The organism is Trichococcus palustris (assembly GCF_900114465.1).
GTDB classification, from domain to species: Bacteria; Bacillota; Bacilli; order Lactobacillales; family Aerococcaceae; genus Trichococcus; species Trichococcus palustris.
Genome location: NZ_FOTD01000020.1, coordinates 1 through 17455, shown reverse-complemented (window position 1 = coordinate 17455; position 17455 = coordinate 1). Strand labels below are relative to the sequence as shown.

Here is a 17455-nt window from a genome sequence, read left to right as displayed (position 1 = left end):
TGTATCTACGTGATTTATTTGTTATTTCCTTATGCATTTCATTTTACAACTTAGAAGATTAAAAAAAAATTAAAAAGAGATTGACAAGGAATGGATAATAAAATATACTTCATTTTATGAAACGGAAAACGATTTCACGATATGCTTTTGCGTTTCACATAGTGGAATTACCACGTTGGGTTATTCCAATGCTACAATCACTATAAGTAAGGGTTAGGGAGGAATGAAGCTAAGTCAGTTTTCACGCAAGGAAGATCCATTCCTGAAAAGTAACATCAGCTATTATTTTTCATGGCAATAATGCAAGCGCTTTTAGTAAACGGATTCACAGAAAATATTTAGGAGGAAATGTGTATGGATATGGCTAAAGAAATGAATGTAGCAGCTCCACTGGTAGAAAAGCAAGTTAAGAAATTCGGAATTATGGATAAACTTGGGTATATGTTTGGAGATTTGGGTAACGATTTCTTCTTCGGGTTCATTAGCTCTTATTTGATGGTTTTTTATACTGACGCATTAGGAATCAGCGCTGGGTTTGTGGGACTCATCTTCGTCATTGCTCGGGTTTGGGATGCTTTTGCGGATGTCATGGTTGGCCGGTTCGTTGACTCTCGCCCAGCCACTAAGAACGGTAAATTTAAACCGTGGATTCTTCGTTTTGCGCCGATGTTGGTTATCGCGGGCGCTTTAGTCTTCACAAAAATCCCAGGAATGTCCAATCAATTCTACTTGATTTATGGTACCGCTACATATATCATTTGGGGAACATTGTACAGCACGGTAAACATCCCTTACGGATCGATGGCATCTGTCATCTCCGGAAATTCCGTTGATCGGGCTTCACTTTCCACTTTCAGAACAATCGGCGCAACCATTTCAGGTGTTTTCACCGGGATTCTCGCTCCAATGCTTATTTTCGTGAATAATAAAGTCGACTCCGGCCGTTTCTTTATCGTCGCTGTTGGATTTGCTATCTTGGCAATGGCTTGTTATGTTCTATGCTACAAAATGACAACTGAACGAATCATTGTGAAAGAGACTGTTGCTGGGCAAAAAGGCGATTTCGCTAAAACATTGAAGGCAGTAGCAAAAAACCGACCTTTAATTGCAAACCTTGTTAACTCATTGGTCACTATCTTCGCTATGATTATTGGCGGAACATTAAATGTATACCTTTTCAAAGATTACTTCCATAGTGCCAGTTCGTTAAGTATCATTGGTTTCATGGGTATGTTGAATATCGTGTTGGTTGCGCCATTCATGGCTCCGCTAATCAGAAAATTCGGCAAGAAAGAAGTTGCCGCAGCCGGCGTTTTAGTGTCTGCCATCATTTACTTCATTCTGTTCTTATTGCCGATAACAAATGTTTACATCTACCTTGGGTTCGTATTGATAGCTACTATCGCATCTGGATTCGCATCATTCACTGCTTGGGCAATCATCACAGATACCATCGATTACCATGAATATCTAACAGGTAAAAGAGAAGATGGTACGTTGTATTCCATCACTTCTTTCACAAGAAAAATCGGTCAAGCTGTAGCAGGCGGAGCCGGCGGGATGGCTCTTGTATGGGTTGGCTATGTTGCGGGTGCACCACAACAAACGGCTGAAGTGGCTCAAAACATCAAAAATATGGCGACATTGACTCCAGCTATTGCCAACTTGCTTGCTTTCTTGATTATCGGGTTCTGGTATCCTCTATCTAAGAAAAAAGTTGATCAACTGGCTATTGAATTAGCAACAAAACGTGAAGAAAAAGCAAAAGCAGAATAACATGAAAGCGGGACTTGTGGCTTGCCATAGGACGGACCGCTTATCCAAAAACAGAAACCCCGCTGTTCCTTTCGATTGCTCGAAAGGAACGGCGGGGTTTCTTTGTCGTATCATTAAGACTTTTCAAACCGATACGCACATGCTTATCATAAGTAAATGAGGTTTTCTGCAATTCATGATTTTTAGTTTTCGGAGACCCGTGACTTCAGTCGTGGGAGTAGAAAACGCTCGGCCCACCGGGCCGAAAATCCTCTTTGTTCTCCGAACTCTTTTTTTTTTTGTTGTATCTCATTTGGGTGTTTCACTTGAAAAACAGTATAATGGTTCTAATAAAAAGAGGTGAAATAAAATGGCAACTGTCACTGCCAAAATTCAAATCTATGCGTCCCATTCAGACGTAGAAAGTCTCACCATGACCTTCAACGCTTACCGAAAAGCATGCCAATTGGTTGAGCGAGAAAGTCTTTGAAACCAAAGAACTCAATCAGCGTAATTTGAACGCCTTGTATTACAAAGAGCTGCGCAATACCTTCGGTCTGAAAAGCCAAATGGCGCAATCCGTGATGAAAACGGTCCTTGTGCGGTACAAGTCTGCCAAATCTAGCGGACACGTCGAAAAGGAAAACCGGAACAAACGCACGCACACATTCTGTTGCAAAAATTGCCAGTACACATCAAACGATGAACGTATTGGCGCGATGAACCTGCACCGAAAAGGCGTCGAAGCCATCAGTGCCGGTGCCGCTCCGGCAAGGGTAAAGTCAACCATCCTGCGGGGGCAACCCCGAATATTCCGTCACACCAAGGCAGGAGCGTCTCCGGATGCGTCCGCACTGCCGGACAGGAATAAGCCTAAAAGGCGCTTGTGCAACAAGCGCACTCGTCGTGTAACGACGGGAGGCAAGCCCGTGACTTTAGACATGGCTAGTTGACGCTATCATATTAAACAAGCGCCATTATGAATGGACAAAATGAACGGAGAGAACAGGATATGAAAAATACAAAAATATTTGCTATGCCCTTTGCGAGTGTCTATCCGCTGTATGTACAAAAGGTCGAGAAGAAAGGCCGTACCAAGGAAGAAGTCGATGAAATAATCTATTGGCTGACGGGTTATGATGAGGCAACGCTGCAACGGCAACTCGAAAATAATGTCGATTTTGAAACCTTCTTTGAGCAGGCGCCGCAGATGAACAGCAATGCTCGCCTCATCAAAGGGGTCATTTGCGGGTATAGGGTAGAAGAGATAGAAGACAAGCTGATGCAACAGATTCGTTGGTTGGACAAGTTGGCCGATGAGTTGGCAAAAGGGAAGAAGATGGAGAAGATATTGCGGAAATAAGAAGTTTATCGGCCTAGCCGCGAATCATGTATAATATAGGAAACAACGAGAGATTCGCTAATCAAGAGAGCGGAACGGAACTAGGGGGAAATAGTATGAAAGATGCGATGAGAAGATTGATCAAGGCAGCCCAGCAGCCGGAGGAAGCGGATCTCATCATCCAAAATGGAACAGTAGTGGATGTTTTTTCACTTGAAACGTTCAAGGCAGATGTCGCTGTCAAGGATGGCACGGTCGTCGGCATCGGCACGTATCCAAAAGGGAAGCAGATTGTGGATGCGTCAGGCAAGTACGTACTGCCGGGCTTTATCGACGGGCATATCCATATCGAATCGACGATGGTCACGCCCTCGGAATTTTCACGCGCCCTCATCAAACACGGGGTGACGACCGTCGTGACCGATCCGCATGAAATTGCGAACGTCGCAGGTAGGATCGGGATAGATTTTATGCTGGAGGACGCCGCCAACGCCGACATGGATATTTTGATGAAGCTGCCTTCGTGCGTGCCTGCGACGCCCTTCGAGCAAAACGGAGCGACACTGACAGCGGATGATCTTCGTCCGTATCTGTCCCAGCCGTCCGTCATCGGCTTGGCAGAAGTGATGGATTATCCATCCGTTTTGCATGCAGAACCGGATATGCTTGAGAAAATAAACATGACGACAGAAGCCGGTCTGAGGATCGATGGGCACGCGGCCGGTTTGCCGGATGCTGCGCTGAATGTGTACAGTACAGCCGGCATCCGAAACGATCATGAGGCGGTGACGGCAGAAGAAGCCATCGCGCGGGTACGGCGGGGCATCCATGTGCTGGTGCGAGAAGGATCGGCTGCCAAAGATCTACTGGCCCTGTTGCCGGCGATCAACGAACGGAACAGCACCCGCTTTTCATTCTGCACCGACGATAAGCATCTGGATGAACTGGCCGAAGAGGGGACGGTCAATTATGCCGCACAGCTGGCCATCCAAAATGGGTTGGATCCGCTGATTGCCATTCAAATGGCGACCATCAACAATGCGGTGTGCCACGGAATCAAAGATAAAGGCGCAATCGCACCCGGCTACCTGGCGGATATCCTCATCACGGACAGTCTCGAAACCCTTCAGCCGGATACAATCATCAAAGATGGCCGTGTGCTGGATCTGGCCGCTTTGAACACCGTCCGGGCTGTTGTGCCCCAGTCCGTCAAGTCATCCATCAACTTAAAGAAAGTGACAAAAGACTCCTTGCAGATACCGCTTCAGAAGGGCCAGAAAGCCTGGGTCATCGGGGTGGTGCCGGGCCGGATCATTACGGATAAAATTACGGCAGATGTAAAGATAGAAGATGGTTTTTTTGTTCCGGATCCGGAACGCGATCAATTGAAGATGGTGGTTTGCGAGCGGCATCATGCGACCGGAAACATCGGCGTCGGCATCGTCAGCGGTCTCGGATTGAAGAGAGGGGCTATCGCATCGACCGTCGCACATGACTCGCATAATCTCGTCGTAGCCGGCACGAACGATGGCGACATGCTGTTGGCGATCGCAGAAGCCCAAAGGATACAAGGCGGACTCGTCATCGTGGACAATGGCAAAGTGTTAGCGTCAGTCCCGCTGCGGGTCGGCGGCATCATGTCGGAAAAACCGTACGAAGAAGTTATTGCGGAGCTGCATCAGCTGCACGAACAACTGGCTACGATCACAGAAACAGCGCAAAATGTCTTCATGATCCTGTCATTTCTGTGCCTGCCTGTCATCCCGCGCCTGAAATTGACGGACAAAGGCTTGTTCGACGTCGATTCCTTCCGGCATGTCGCAGTCGGCTTGCCGATCTGAGGGGCGCTGCGCATAGATGCGAATTGATTCTAATTGTTTTTTTCAGGTTGTTTATGCTATCCTACGTATAACAGGGGAGCTTGTAGACAGGCTGAGAAAAAAATGTGACTTTTGACCCTGAAATAGTGAGAGCTATTTCATACTTGATCCAGGTAATTCTGGCGCAGGGAGACATATGACATTTGATAGATTTTCTGAAATTTTATCAATATTCTGAAACCTCTGTGGACTTCCATGGAGGTTTCATTTTTGATTAAGCTCTTTCATTTCAATATGTATGAGAGGAGGATAAGTAAATGAATGCAAATGTTTCCATTCAAGTTTTGCCGCAAGGATTAAACAGCGATGCAGAAGTTGTAGCCATTGTTGATAAGGTGATTGCGTATATTGCCAGCACCGGGTTAACATACTTCGTTGGTCCAACAGAAACAGCGATTGAAGGCGATTATGACCAGCTGATGGAGGTTGTAAAAAATTGCCAACTGATCGCTACTGAGAATGGCTGTGACAAAGTGTTATCTTTTGTCAAAATCACGTATGCGAGAGAAAGGGATATACTGACAATTGATGAAAAAACCAAAAAATATCACGAATAGGCTTGCACCATGGATTACAATAGCTTTGATTCTGGGTATCTGGGAATTTTTATCGTTCTCAGAAGTTGTTCCCCGTTATATGTTGCCTTCTCCTGTGGACGTCGTGCGAGCGTTTATAGGCGACTTTACTCTATTGATGCAAAACATGGTTTATACAGTAAATGAAGCATTTGTTGGTTTGGGGGCGGGGATTGCCATCGGGTTTTTGGTTGCGATAGCGATGGATCAAATCCCATTTTTAAATAAAGCACTTTATCCCATCTTGGTTGTATCTCAAACCATTCCAACGGTAGCAATAGCGCCATTATTGGTTTTGTGGATGGGGTATGAGATGCTGCCGAAAGTGGTGTTGATCATCCTCACCACTTTTTTTCCGATTGCAATAGGGGTGTTGGAAGGATTTCGAAGTGTCGATCGCGATGCAATGAATTTGATTCGTGCGATGGGCGGAAATCGGTGGCAACAATTTGTGCACATCAAATTTCCATCGGCACTGCCCGCATTTTTTTCTGGCTTAAAAATATCGGTTACCTACTCAGTTGTAGGTGCCGTCGTTGCGGAATGGCTAGGTGGATTTATGGGACTTGGAGTCTATATGACGAGAGTCCGCAAGGCTTATGCATATGATAAAATGTTTGCGGTAATCTTCTTCATTTCCTTCATTAGCTTGTTGCTGATGGCGCTGGTCTCCTTTTTGCAGAAGAGGGCGTTGCCGTGGAAATACAGAAATACCGCTGACCATCTCAAGGAGGAGTAGAAGTTGAAAAGATTACTTTTGTTATCGGTTTTATTGGGCTTAGTATTAGTGGGCTGTGGAAATTCACAAACAGCTGATTCATCATCGACTGCATCAGGCAGCAAAGAACTTACAAAAGTTAGGGTAGTGCTGGATTGGACGCCGAATACCAATCACACAGGCTTGTATGTAGCAAAAGCAAAAGGATATTATGAAAAAGCTGGTTTGGATGTCGAAATTGTGCAACCGCCGGAAGATGGGGCAACGCCTTTAGTTGCAGGCGGTGGCGCTGAATTTGGGATCGATTTTCAAGATTCTTTAGCGGCCAATTTTTCTAGTGACAATCCATTGCCGGTTACAGCCGTTGCCGCGGTTATTCAACACAATACATCCGGTTTGATTTCGCTGAAAGAAGATGGCATCGATTCACCGGCTAAATTGGCGGGACAGTCTTATGCGACGTGGAACTTGCCGATCGAACTGGCTATTGTCAAAAAAGTTGTTGAGGATGATGGTGGTGATTTCAGCAAGGTGAAGTTAATTCCATCCACGGTTACTGATGTGGTATCAGCACTGCAAACAAAGAGTGTGAATGCGATTTGGGTGTATTATGGCTGGGACGGTATTGCAACAGAAAAAGCTGGTTTGGAAACAAACTATTTGAATTTTGCTGATTATGCTAAAGAATTAGATTACTATAGCCCGGTCATTGTTGGTAATAATAAATATATGAAAAACAATCCGGAAATCACCAAGGCGTTTTTAGACGCTACACGTCAAGGTTATGAAGCTGCAATAGCGGATCCGGATGCTGCGGCACAAATATTGGTGGATGCCGTTCCTGAATTGGACATTGAGATGGTAAAAGCCAGCCAACAATGGTTAGCAAACCAATACAAAGCCGAGGTTACGCAATGGGGATATATCAATCCAGAACGCTGGAATACGTTCTATCAATGGCTGAACGAAAATGACTTGGTAGAGAAACCGATCGCTGAAAACGTCGGTTTTACAAATGAATATCTACCAAAATAACGGAAAGAATCGGGGCGATGGGATGGATAAGTTAGTAGCAAATCACATCAGCGTCCAGTTTGGGCAAAAAGCAGTTTTGAAGGATGTAACGGTTACCTTGAATGAAGGGGAAATCATCAGTGTTTTGGGTGTCAGTGGTTCGGGTAAATCAACACTTTTTAATGTGATTGCCGGTTTAATTGAACCGACAGAAGGAAAGGTTTATTTAAACGGACAGGATATCACCTATCAAACTGGCCATGTCAGCTATATGCTGCAAAAAGATATGCTCTTGCCGTATAAAACCATTTTGCAGAATGTCGCTTTGCCGCTAATCATCAGAGGCAACGGAAGAAAGCAGGCGTACGAGACAGCGCGGAACTATTTTGGGATTTTTGGTTTGACCGGAACGGAAAATGTTTATCCGAATGAGTTGTCCGGGGGGATGCGGCAACGGGCGGCTTTTCTAAGGACCTATTTATTTTCCGACGAGGTCGCTTTATTGGACGAGCCCTTCAGTGCGTTGGATGCCATTACTAAAAACCGCCTGCATGAATGGTATTTAGATATTATGCAGCAAATCAAATTATCAACTTTTTTTATCACACATGACATCGACGAGGCAATCAAATTGTCGAACCGCATCTATATTTTGGGAGGGCAGCCGGCGACAATTGTGAAGGAACTGGTCATAAGCGAACCGCATCCTAGATCCAGAGAGTTTTTATTGAGCATGGAATTTTTGAATTACAAAAAAGAAATTTTAAGTTATTTGGACAAGTGAATATTTTAGCGAGAATGGTGTGAAATCAATATTCTCGGGGGAACTACCAAAATTACCGAAAAAAGAGAACAGAACCAAACAAAGAAGTGCAGGCTGCTGGTATAAGTGGCTTGCACTTCTTTGTCCGTTGATTGGCTATAGGCAGTGCACTTCTCCCATTTTAGTACAAAATACTATGCCATCTAGCTCATTGCTGGAGTCTTCTGAAAGACAAATCCTACCCAAAAACGAAAACTCGCAGCTTGTTTTTTTGAATTTATAAATTGTTTAGAATTTTCGCATGAGATATTTAGAACTAAAACGTATACTCATAGATAGCTAAGAAGGAGCACGGCTATTATGATGGTGGTTTTCCAAGGTGAAGGGCATGATATTCCTTGGCCAATTCTTCCTAAATCATCGGCAAAAACACTCATTCGGATTATTGTCAGTGCAAACGTAAATTGTCTATCTACAAAGCTTTTGGAGGTATAGATGTGATTAAAGAAAAGGAAAAAAATGCCATCCCTTATTTTACCGTAGGAGGACTCTTTGCCATCCTGTTCACTTTTCTGTTAGTGAATGTTGTAGGTGAAACCACATGGTTGGCCGGTTTTGATTCGTATTGGAACCTCATCTTGCGGTCTTCATTGACTGCTGGGAAAACCAGTTTATTTATTGCTATCACCAATGTAGGCGGGGTTCCCACAGTGGGATTCTTGACCTTTGTTATGGTGTGTGTCCTTTGGTTTAAGAAACTTAAATCCGCAGCCATCTGGTTCGGATCGACTATGCTGATCGGTGGAGCTGCCATTCCGCTTCTGTTCAAATTTATTGTCGGACGGGAACGTCCGCTTCAACAATTGATTGCCGAAACAGGATTCAGCTTTCCTAGCGGACATTCATCTGGCACGACTGTATTCTTCGGACTATTGATAATGATGGGCATGTTGTATTTGAAAAAGTCCTTTCAAAAAGCGGTCTTATTTATCGCTTGCTTGGCATGGATTTGGCTAATTATGTATTCCCGCGTATATCTTGGCGTCCACTATCCTAGTGATGTGGTGGGTGGCTTTTGTTTAGGCATGGCGTTGGTTAATGTATCAACCGGAAGCTACCTGTATTACTTGAATCGCAAAAGTGCTCTTCCAGCCCTTTCGGTTCCGCAATAGAAGCAGGGAAGCACGTCATGCGCCAGGATGCAGGGTGCTGATAAACTGCATTACCCAAAACATTGATCTGAAATTTTATTTAAACAGACATAAGAAGCATTGGTTATTCCTAACTGGGGTAATCGATGCTTTTTTGGTAACGAATAATTGTTGCCATGATGATGAAAACGGATTTTTTGGGAAGAAGCAACCGAAGAAAAAATGCTGATCAATGAGGGATTTGTCGTAATGGTTCAAAGAAAATCGAATAAGTAGCTACCCCCTCATTCAAGTGGTAAAATTAATCCGAAAAGTAGATATGGAGCAGTAGGCAGTCACCTTACTGCCTATTGGAAAGGACTGATGGCTAGTAATAGGGCAGCGATATTTCAACATGTGGGACTATCAGTGTTTTTGGATCATCGACAGGATGTTGTGAATCGAAAAGGATGCGAGTTTATGGAAAAACAGGTTGTAGTCATTCAAGATTTGAAAAAATATTTCCCTTCCAAGCAAGGGCCAGTAAAGGCTGTTGATGGCGTTGATTTAAGGGTTGAGTCAGGTGAAATATTTGGCTTTTTAGGCCCGAACGGCGCAGGGAAAACCACTGTGTTGCGTATATTGACCACGCTTTTAGTGCAGGATTCCGGTGATGCTTTCGTTGCTGGCCTAGACGTGAAGAAGGAGCCGAATAAAGTGCGCAGCCATATTGGCTATGTCAGCCAAAGTGGTGGAGTGGATCGCCCGGCTACTGGTAAGGAAAACCTTATCTTGCAAGGGCAACTTTACGGCATGAATACTGCAGCAGCAACTGCCCGCGCAGAGGAATTAATCAGACTTTTGGACTTGTCGGAATTCGCTGATCGCATTGTCAACACCTATTCCGGTGGCCAACGCCGCCGCCTTGACGTAGCGCTGGGGCTCATGAATCGTCCGACCGTACTATTTCTGGATGAACCCACGATCGGATTAGACCCACAAAATCGGGCTAATCTATGGGAGCAGATTAAAAAATTGCAGCAGGAGGGTACGACTATTTTCTTGACTACCCATTATCTGGATGAAGCTGACGCGCTTTGTGATCACATAGCCATCATAGATAACGGGCGCATTGTTGCCGAAGGCACACCTGAAGAACTCAAAAAACAAATTGCAGGGGAGTGCATCACGATAGGCATTGACAATTTTGAAGAAAAGGCCCCTGAAATCATTCCGCTTTTGAAAAAATTCGCATTTATGCGCGAAGTAAACCAAGACGGTGATCATCTGCGCCTGTATGTTGATGATGGAGCGAAAGCCATTTCCGAAGTGTTGGAACTGCTTGGAAAACAGGAAATCACTTTAAAGAACATTACGCTGTCTGCACCGTCGCTTGACGATGTTTTTTTACGCAAAACGGGGCGTTCCTTGCGTGACCTCAATGCGAAAGAAGGGAAAGAAAAATGAAAATCATACGCGATACCGGCTTGATGTTTCGGCGCAAGATGATGGAAACTTTTCGGAATCCCATTTATATTATCATGAGATTGTTGACTCCGGTCCTTTATTTGACCCTGTTTTCGCCGCTCCTCAGTAAATTAACGAACATACCTAGTTTCTCTTCCGGTAATGTCATGAATAACTTTGTACCTGGACTTCTGGTGATTGAGTCATTTATGAGCGGACTTTTTGTCGGATACGACATTATTGATGAGGTTCGCAATGGGGTCATTGAACGTTTCAGGGTGACGCCAACGAGTCGTTTTGCGCTTCTGGCAGGCCGTGTCTTGCATGATTTGGTCAATATGCTGGTGATCGTCATTATCTTTGTGTTACTGGCAATTCCATTTGGCTTTAAACTCCATATAGGGGGGGATTTGTTGCTCTTGGTCATACTTAGCCTAGTCCTCATAACTACTTCGGCATTTGGCAATGCTCTTGGCATGATTTTAAAAAGTGAAGATCGTCTTTCACCTATCGTGCAAGGTATCAATTTACCAATTCTATTATTGTCAGGGATGCTGTTGCCGATGGAACTGGCACCGAAATGGCTGCAAAATATTGCCCATATCAATCCGGCCTATTATGCGGTTGAGGCCAGCCGCCTGCTTGCTTCCGGTCATATTTTTGAAGCCAAAGTTGGGGAAGCATTCTTATTCCTGATCCCATTAACCATTTTGACTTTTTCCTGGGCTACCCGTGTCTTCAATAAAGCGATCGCCTAAAATAAAGAAGAATTGCCGAAAGCTGGAATGAAACATTCGAATTTGCTTTCATGCTAATGCTAAAATTGGTTTAATCATCAATGAAAAGATTGACAGGAAAGCATAATAGAAGTATCTTTAGATGAACTTAATATTTCCGGTAGGTAAGGCTACTACAGGGATACGGATTGCTGCCGCGAAATGGTGGAGACACCATGAGAAGGTTTGAACAGGCGATATCGAAACCAAGGTATCATCTAATGCAATTTCATCGCCCTGCAGAGCTAAAGCTCAAACGGTGGCATCAGTGCAACTAAAAAAATTGTGCTGTGTATTTTTATGGATATAATCATCCCATACCATTGTTTGCGCTTTGGTATGGGATTTTTTTTGTTGCCGGAAACAATGAGTATGAACGGAAAAAGTGAGGTGAGAAGGATGGATGAGGGAAGTAGTACGGGCATAGGGCCGACAGGGCGATGTAGAAACAGAAGACAGGCGCAAACTACTTGCATCTGTTCTTCGGACCAATACTGAATATAAAATGAATTTACTCTGTCCCCTATGTCTTAATCATCCCTAAGTGTCTCTAAAAGGCAAGTAAATACAGGAGGTATAGACAAATGGTAAAAATGAGAGAACGCGTCTCAAAAAAAATAGCTGCCAACAAAGCGGCAGAACAAAACGAACGCAAAATGCAAAGAAATGAAAAATTGCGCTTCGCAGCAACTAACGCAGTAGATGCGGTGTTGAATAAACTGGATACTACGCCAAACGGGCTTTCCGAAGAAGCTGTTGAAGAGAACAGAACGACTTATGGCGAAAATGTCGTTACAAAAGAAGAAAAGAAAGGCCTTCTCAAAAGAATTACAGAAGCATTTATTAATCCCTTTACGGTTATTTTAATCTTTTTAGCTGCTGTATCAGCCTTTACGGATATATACTTACCATTGCATGCAGGAACCCCTGAAGAAGTGAAAGCTGTGACTGTTGTCATTATTTTAACGATGGTAATCATATCGGGAGTACTTCGCTTCGTCCAAGAAGCCAGAAGTGGAGATGCTGCCGAAAAATTGTTGGCAATGATTACAACGACCACTTGTGTTGAACGACAAGAAATCGGGAAACAAGAAATCCCTTTAGAAGAAGTAGTGGTTGGGGATATTATCTATTTAGCTGCAGGGGACATGGTTCCAGCTGACATCCGTATTATGGAAGCAAAAGATTTGTTCATTAGCCAAGCTTCATTGACGGGCGAAAGTGAATCACTTGAGAAAACCCCTGCCCTATTGGAACAGGACGTTGACTCAGTAACTGAATCTCCTAACCTTGCCTTCATGGGAACCACTGTAATCAGTGGTTCGGCGAGAGCGATTGTCATTGCGACGGGGGACAATACGATATTTGGCTCAATGGCGCAGTCCATTGCAGTAGAACCTGTTGAAACCAGCTTTGAGAAGGGCGTGAATGAAGTATCGTGGATATTGATCCGCTTTATGCTTATCATGGTCCCAATCGTATTTTTCGTCAATGGGGTTACGAAACAGGATTGGACGCATGCTTTTTTGTTTGCTATTTCTATTGCGGTCGGTTTGACGCCAGAAATGCTCCCGATGATTGTGACCACTTCTTTGGCAAAAGGCGCAGTCTCTATGTCCAAGAAAAAAACAATTATAAAAAACCTTAATTCCATGCAAAATTTTGGAGCCATTGATGTTCTTTGTACAGATAAAACGGGTACTTTGACAATGGATAAAGTTGTTTTGGAACAACATATGGATGTCCATGGCAATAAAAATGTTCGTGTTCTTCGCCATGCTTTTCTGAACAGTTATTTTCAAACCGGCTTGAAAAATTTAATGGACATCTCCATTATTGAGCACACCAAAAAAGATAGCAAACACCACGAAGAGTTGAAGGCATTGATGGATGCTTTTAAGAAAGTGGATGAAATTCCTTTCGACTTCAGCCGCCGTCGCATGAGTGTGGTGGTTGCCGATAAAAATGGCAAGACGCAAATGATTACAAAAGGTGCCGTAGAAGAAATATTATCCATCTGTACCTATGTCGAATACAAAGGCAAAGTAGAACGGTTAACGGAAGAAGTCAAGGAAGATATTATCCGTACTGTGGATGACCTTAACGATGACGGCATGCGTGTAATCGCAGTCGCTCAAAAAAACAATCCATCTCCTGTAGGTGCATTTGGAGTGAAAGATGAATGCGAAATGGTATTAATTGGCTACCTTGCTTTCCTTGATCCACCAAAAGAAACAACTAAAAAGGCTATCCAAGCACTGCTGGAATACGGGGTAACCACTAAAATACTGACTGGCGACAATGATAAAGTAACGCGCAGTATTTGCAGGCAAGTAGGGTTAGAAGCCCAAAATATTTTATTGGGCTCCGATTTAGAAAAAATGGATGATAGTGTGTTACGAGAAAAAGTGGAGATAACCACCGTCTTCGCAAAGCTTTCCCCAGATCAAAAAGTGCGTGTTGTGGAAATGCTTAGAGAAAACGGACATACGGTTGGCTTCATGGGGGATGGCATTAATGACGCGGCCGCAATGAAAGCTGCAGATATCGGCATTTCGGTTGATACAGCGGTAGATATTGCAAAAGAATCTGCGGATGTCATTTTGTTGGAAAAAGATTTGATGGTTTTGGAAGAAGGAATTATTGAAGGACGCAAAACCTACGCAAACATGATCAAATACATCAAGATGACTGCATCTTCTAACTTTGGGAATATGTTTTCTGTGTTAGTAGCCAGTGCTTTCATTCCATTTTTGCCGATGATGAGTGTACAGCTGATTCTTCTTAATCTTATCTACGACATCTCCTGTACTACAATTCCTTGGGATAACGTTGATACAGAATTTCTGAAAAAACCACGTACATGGAATGCAGCTTCAGTGAGCAAATTTATGGTACGCATTGGTCCCATCAGTTCCATTTTCGATATCAGCACTTACTTGCTTATGTATTTTGTGATTTGTCCGATGTTTACTTCCAACGGGGTATTATTCACGCAAATCCCCACTTCGGATGTAACAACGCGTGCGCTTTATATCGCAATGTTCCAAGCAGGTTGGTTTATTGAATCCATGTGGAGTCAGACACTGGTCATCCACATGATTCGGACACCAAAAATTCCTTTCATTCAAAGTCGAGCCTCTTTCCCTGTGATAACGTTAACGACAATCGGGATTGCCTTGGTATCCATTATTCCATTTACACCATTGGGAAGCACGATTGGGCTTACTGTATTACCGGGGTATTATTGGCCTTTCCTTGCCATAACGGTCATACTTTACATGCTTTTGGTCACAGGAATGAAAAAAATCTACATCAAACGCTTTGGCGAATGGCTATGAAAATGGAATGCCGCGAAAGGATTGGAGTCGATATCGGCACATGCATTCCCGCAGTAGTAAGGCATCCTGCTAAAACATAGAATAGAGAAAAGGTTGCTATCCGATAAGATTTTATCTTAAGGGATGGCAACCTTTTTTTCGTCTAGGAAGTGTTGACATTTCTAGTTCTTCTTGCAACAATAAAGAACTTCCGATATCATTATGTAATTATGCGGCACACGAATGCCAGCACTATAAATAATGATATATACAAGCTGAATTAATCGGCTCTGCTTGACACCTGATGCCAAGTTCATTTTAAGGAAAGCGGGGTACGGAATTATTTTTGATTATGTTGAAGATGTTATCACGTTTGTGTGGAGGTTTCTTTGTGAAATTAAAGTTAGAAAAAATACAGTTAAATCATAAATGGCTTTATTTTTTGGCAACGCTGGTCCTAATTGTAATGATTGTATGCATCTATCACGATTATGATTTGTACACGCAGCCAATAGTTAAGGTAAAAACAACCGAATTCATCAACAAAACGGAGACCATTGGTGGAAATCAAAATAAAGAGATTATATATAATCAAAATTTGACCGCTGAACGGATGAATGGTTCTCAAAAAGGCCAACTGATTACTTTGGAGAATAGCTACACCTCTTTCAAGGTATACGGTCAGAAATATAATGTGGGGGATGAATTGTTCGTTTCAATTGATTCAGATGCCGGCCTAACGGGGAAAATAACGGGAGTGAAGCGCGACAAATATATAGCTGTGATGGTAGGGTTGTTCGTCCTCTCTTTACTCATCGTCGGGAGAAGACAGGGGTTATTCTCGATTTTAAGTATCGTTATGAACATCGTTGTTTTTCATTTTGCGTTGGATATATATGAATATAACGAAAATAACCATCTGTTGCTAGTTTGCAGTGGCGCAGTTATCCTATGCACATTATTTTCGCTTCTTTTAGTAAGCGGGAGAAATGAGAAGACTTACGCCGCAATTATTGCAACTTTGATCAGCACGTTTCTTACATTACTGATAGCTTATGCAGTCATTCAAGCGACATCCGGAAACGGTCTACATTATGAAGGAATGGAATTTGCGACGCAATCACCGCCCAAAGTATTCATTGCTAGCGTTTTAGTGGGATCATTAGGTGCTGTAATGGATGTGGCCATTATGATATCTTCATCTATCTACGAATTACATGAAAAGAATAACGCGATAAGCAACAAAGAGCTGATTGCATCGGGGCGTGAAATTGGAAAGGATATTATGGGCACCATGGCAAATGTCCTGTTGTTTGCTTATGTCAGTGGCACTATTCCGATGATGATCCTTTACTTGGAAAATGGTTCCACCATTGGGTTCACTTTTTCGATGAATCTTCCATTGGAGCTGGCGCGTGCACTTGCTGGGGGGATTGGGATTGTCTTGACTGTTCCGATAGGGTTATATACTTGCGTTGGATTGATACGTAAAAAGGAGGCCACTAAATAATGAGTGTATTGTTAGTCTTAGCCCTTATTTTATTTGTTCTCATGAGGATTATTGGCGGTGAACGGGGAACCACCTCTTTCCTTTCGCTATTTTTGAATCTTGGGGTGCTTTTCCTAGCAATTATGCTGATGGTTAATAACGCCAATGCCATTTTGGTCACTTTGATTACCTGCGCCGTAGTCAGCTACATTAATTTATTTTTTGTAAATGGAATAAACATTAAAACGAAAATGGCTTTATGTTCTACTGGAATCACAATCGCAATTTTGTTTTTGTTAATTGTTTTGTTCCATCAAAAAGCGATGATTCAAGGCTTTGGTGTAGAAGAGATTGAGGAGTTCAACACGTTTTCTTTCTATGTTGATGTGGATTACAGGGTTATAGGCATCTGTACAATGGTAATGGGGACAATTGCTGCGCTTACTGATACGGCTATCTCCATTTCATCCGCTATGAATGAAGTTTATGTTAACAATCCGTTGATGAAGCGATCTGAACTTTCTCGCTCAGGGATAACAATAGGCAAAGATATTTTGGGAACAACGGCAAATACTTTATTATTTTCGTTTATTGGGGGTTACTTATCTTTGCTGCTATATTTTAGAGATTTAAACTATTCTTTTGGCGAAGCTGTAAATTCCAAAGTTTTCAGTTCAGAAATACTGGCTACCCTCATTATCGGATTTGGTTCTACCTTAATCATACCTATTACAGTATGGCTGACAACCCGGTTATTAACTAAAAAGTACGAATCTGCAAAAGAATTGGTTGTAGAGGAAGAAAAAACGATCACTAGTATCGCTTGAACTACCCCCACCTACGCATTTGCTTAGAGGTGGGGGATTCCTACGAACACCGAAGTATCCCCCGGTTAAGTGAGTAGGCTATCCCCGCAGATTCCTGCGGTTAGAAGCCTTAAGGCTTCATTCTTGATATTGATGCTTGCGTTCAGATCCCGGTCATGGTGGGTGTGGCATTCCGGGCAATCCCATTCACGGACGGCAAGATTCTTCACGTCTTTATTTTGGTATCCGCAGCCGGAACACAGTTGGCTGGACGGAAAATTTCTAGCGATCACAACAATCTGTTTGCCGTACCAAATCGCCTTGTATTCCAGCATGGACCGGAATTGGGACCAACTGGAGTCGCTGATGGCTTTTGCAAGCTTGTGGTTTTTGACCAGGTTGGAAACCTGTAGATCCTCG

General features: G+C 43.2%; 15 protein-coding genes and 1 riboswitch. Of the genes, 14 read left to right on the top strand and 1 reads right to left on the bottom strand.

The window, feature by feature from the left end; translation table 11 throughout:
• The first annotated feature begins 354 nt into the window (after positions 1 to 354).
• The 14 genes from BM101_RS11570 (at position 355) to BM101_RS11505 (ending at position 17056) form a co-directional block, all read left to right on the top strand.
• The gene (locus BM101_RS11570) at positions 355 to 1776 is read left to right on the top strand and encodes an MFS transporter (RefSeq protein WP_218149929.1); all 1422 of its coding nucleotides are present in this window, start codon (positions 355 to 357) and stop codon (positions 1774 to 1776) included.
• A 449-nt stretch (positions 1777 to 2225) separates the two neighbouring features.
• The gene (locus BM101_RS14270; protein WP_218149928.1) at positions 2226 to 2708 is read left to right on the top strand and encodes a hypothetical protein; all 483 of its coding nucleotides are present in this window, start codon (positions 2226 to 2228) and stop codon (positions 2706 to 2708) included.
• A 59-nt stretch (positions 2709 to 2767) separates the two neighbouring features.
• Positions 2768 to 3118 (top strand): DUF2200 domain-containing protein, encoded by a 351-nt coding sequence (locus BM101_RS11560; RefSeq protein WP_087032375.1) that lies wholly within the window; start codon positions 2768 to 2770, stop codon positions 3116 to 3118.
• A 95-nt stretch (positions 3119 to 3213) separates the two neighbouring features.
• Positions 3214 to 4938 (top strand): adenine deaminase, encoded by a 1725-nt coding sequence (gene ade, locus BM101_RS11555; protein WP_087032377.1) that lies wholly within the window; start codon positions 3214 to 3216, stop codon positions 4936 to 4938.
• Positions 4939 to 5234: 296 nt separating this feature from the next.
• Entirely contained in the window at positions 5235 to 5534 is a 300-nt protein-coding gene (locus BM101_RS11550; protein WP_087032379.1) for a thiamine-binding protein, read from the top strand.
• Complete coding sequence (locus tag BM101_RS11545; RefSeq protein ID WP_087032381.1) at positions 5506 to 6291, top strand: ABC transporter permease; 786 nt, start codon at positions 5506 to 5508, stop codon at positions 6289 to 6291. Before BM101_RS11550 ends, BM101_RS11545 begins: the two co-directional genes overlap by 29 nt.
• A gap of 3 nt (positions 6292 to 6294) precedes the next feature.
• The gene (locus BM101_RS11540) at positions 6295 to 7305 is read left to right on the top strand and encodes an ABC transporter substrate-binding protein (RefSeq protein ID WP_087032383.1); all 1011 of its coding nucleotides are present in this window, start codon (positions 6295 to 6297) and stop codon (positions 7303 to 7305) included.
• A gap of 22 nt (positions 7306 to 7327) precedes the next feature.
• Positions 7328 to 8068, top strand: coding sequence for an ABC transporter ATP-binding protein (locus BM101_RS11535; RefSeq protein ID WP_087033011.1), 741 nt, complete (start codon positions 7328 to 7330; stop codon positions 8066 to 8068).
• A gap of 476 nt (positions 8069 to 8544) precedes the next feature.
• A complete protein-coding gene (locus tag BM101_RS11530) occupies positions 8545 to 9219 on the top strand; it encodes a phosphatase PAP2 family protein (protein WP_087032385.1) in 675 nt (224 codons plus the stop codon).
• Positions 9220 to 9657: 438 nt separating this feature from the next.
• On the top strand, positions 9658 to 10644 hold the full coding sequence (locus BM101_RS11525) for an ATP-binding cassette domain-containing protein (protein ID WP_087032387.1): 987 nt from the start codon (positions 9658 to 9660) through the stop codon (positions 10642 to 10644).
• Positions 10641 to 11402: an ABC transporter permease gene (locus tag BM101_RS11520; protein ID WP_087032389.1), complete on the top strand. Its 762-nt coding sequence runs from the start codon at positions 10641 to 10643 to the stop codon at positions 11400 to 11402. The genes BM101_RS11525 and BM101_RS11520 overlap by 4 nt, the downstream gene beginning before the upstream one ends.
• Before the next feature lie 128 nt (positions 11403 to 11530).
• Positions 11531 to 11691, top strand: a riboswitch (M-box (ykoK) riboswitch).
• A gap of 322 nt (positions 11692 to 12013) precedes the next feature.
• A complete protein-coding gene (gene mgtA, locus BM101_RS11515) occupies positions 12014 to 14761 on the top strand; it encodes a magnesium-translocating P-type ATPase (protein ID WP_087033014.1) in 2748 nt (915 codons plus the stop codon).
• A gap of 370 nt (positions 14762 to 15131) precedes the next feature.
• Entirely contained in the window at positions 15132 to 16250 is a 1119-nt protein-coding gene (locus BM101_RS11510) for a YibE/F family protein (RefSeq protein ID WP_245825685.1), read from the top strand.
• Positions 16250 to 17056 (top strand): YibE/F family protein, encoded by an 807-nt coding sequence (locus BM101_RS11505; RefSeq protein WP_087032391.1) that lies wholly within the window; start codon positions 16250 to 16252, stop codon positions 17054 to 17056. The genes BM101_RS11510 and BM101_RS11505 overlap by 1 nt, the downstream gene beginning before the upstream one ends.
• A gap of 65 nt (positions 17057 to 17121) precedes the next feature.
• On the opposite strand, the gene BM101_RS11500 is transcribed toward BM101_RS11505, so the two are convergent.
• On the bottom strand, positions 17122 to 17455 hold a 334-nt coding region (locus BM101_RS11500; protein WP_143084466.1), incomplete at its 5' end, for an RNA-guided endonuclease TnpB family protein.

What these genes read in the sequence shown, in the direction of transcription:
- BM101_RS11570 (WP_218149929.1), top strand. Translation starts at nt 355, where the DNA reads ATGGATATGGCTAAAGAAATGAATGTAGCAGCTCCACTGGTAGAAAAG.
- BM101_RS11560 (WP_087032375.1), top strand. Translation starts at nt 2,768, where the DNA reads ATGAAAAATACAAAAATATTTGCTATGCCCTTTGCGAGTGTCTATCCG.
- ade (WP_087032377.1), top strand. Translation starts at nt 3,214, where the DNA reads ATGAAAGATGCGATGAGAAGATTGATCAAGGCAGCCCAGCAGCCGGAG.
- BM101_RS11550 (WP_087032379.1), top strand. Translation starts at nt 5,235, where the DNA reads ATGAATGCAAATGTTTCCATTCAAGTTTTGCCGCAAGGATTAAACAGC.
- BM101_RS11545 (WP_087032381.1), top strand. Translation starts at nt 5,506, where the DNA reads ATGAAAAAACCAAAAAATATCACGAATAGGCTTGCACCATGGATTACA.
- BM101_RS11535 (WP_087033011.1), top strand. Translation starts at nt 7,328, where the DNA reads ATGGATAAGTTAGTAGCAAATCACATCAGCGTCCAGTTTGGGCAAAAA.
- BM101_RS11525 (WP_087032387.1), top strand. Translation starts at nt 9,658, where the DNA reads ATGGAAAAACAGGTTGTAGTCATTCAAGATTTGAAAAAATATTTCCCT.
- BM101_RS11520 (WP_087032389.1), top strand. Translation starts at nt 10,641, where the DNA reads ATGAAAATCATACGCGATACCGGCTTGATGTTTCGGCGCAAGATGATG.
- mgtA (WP_087033014.1), top strand. Translation starts at nt 12,014, where the DNA reads ATGAGAGAACGCGTCTCAAAAAAAATAGCTGCCAACAAAGCGGCAGAA.
- BM101_RS11505 (WP_087032391.1), top strand. Translation starts at nt 16,250, where the DNA reads ATGAGTGTATTGTTAGTCTTAGCCCTTATTTTATTTGTTCTCATGAGG.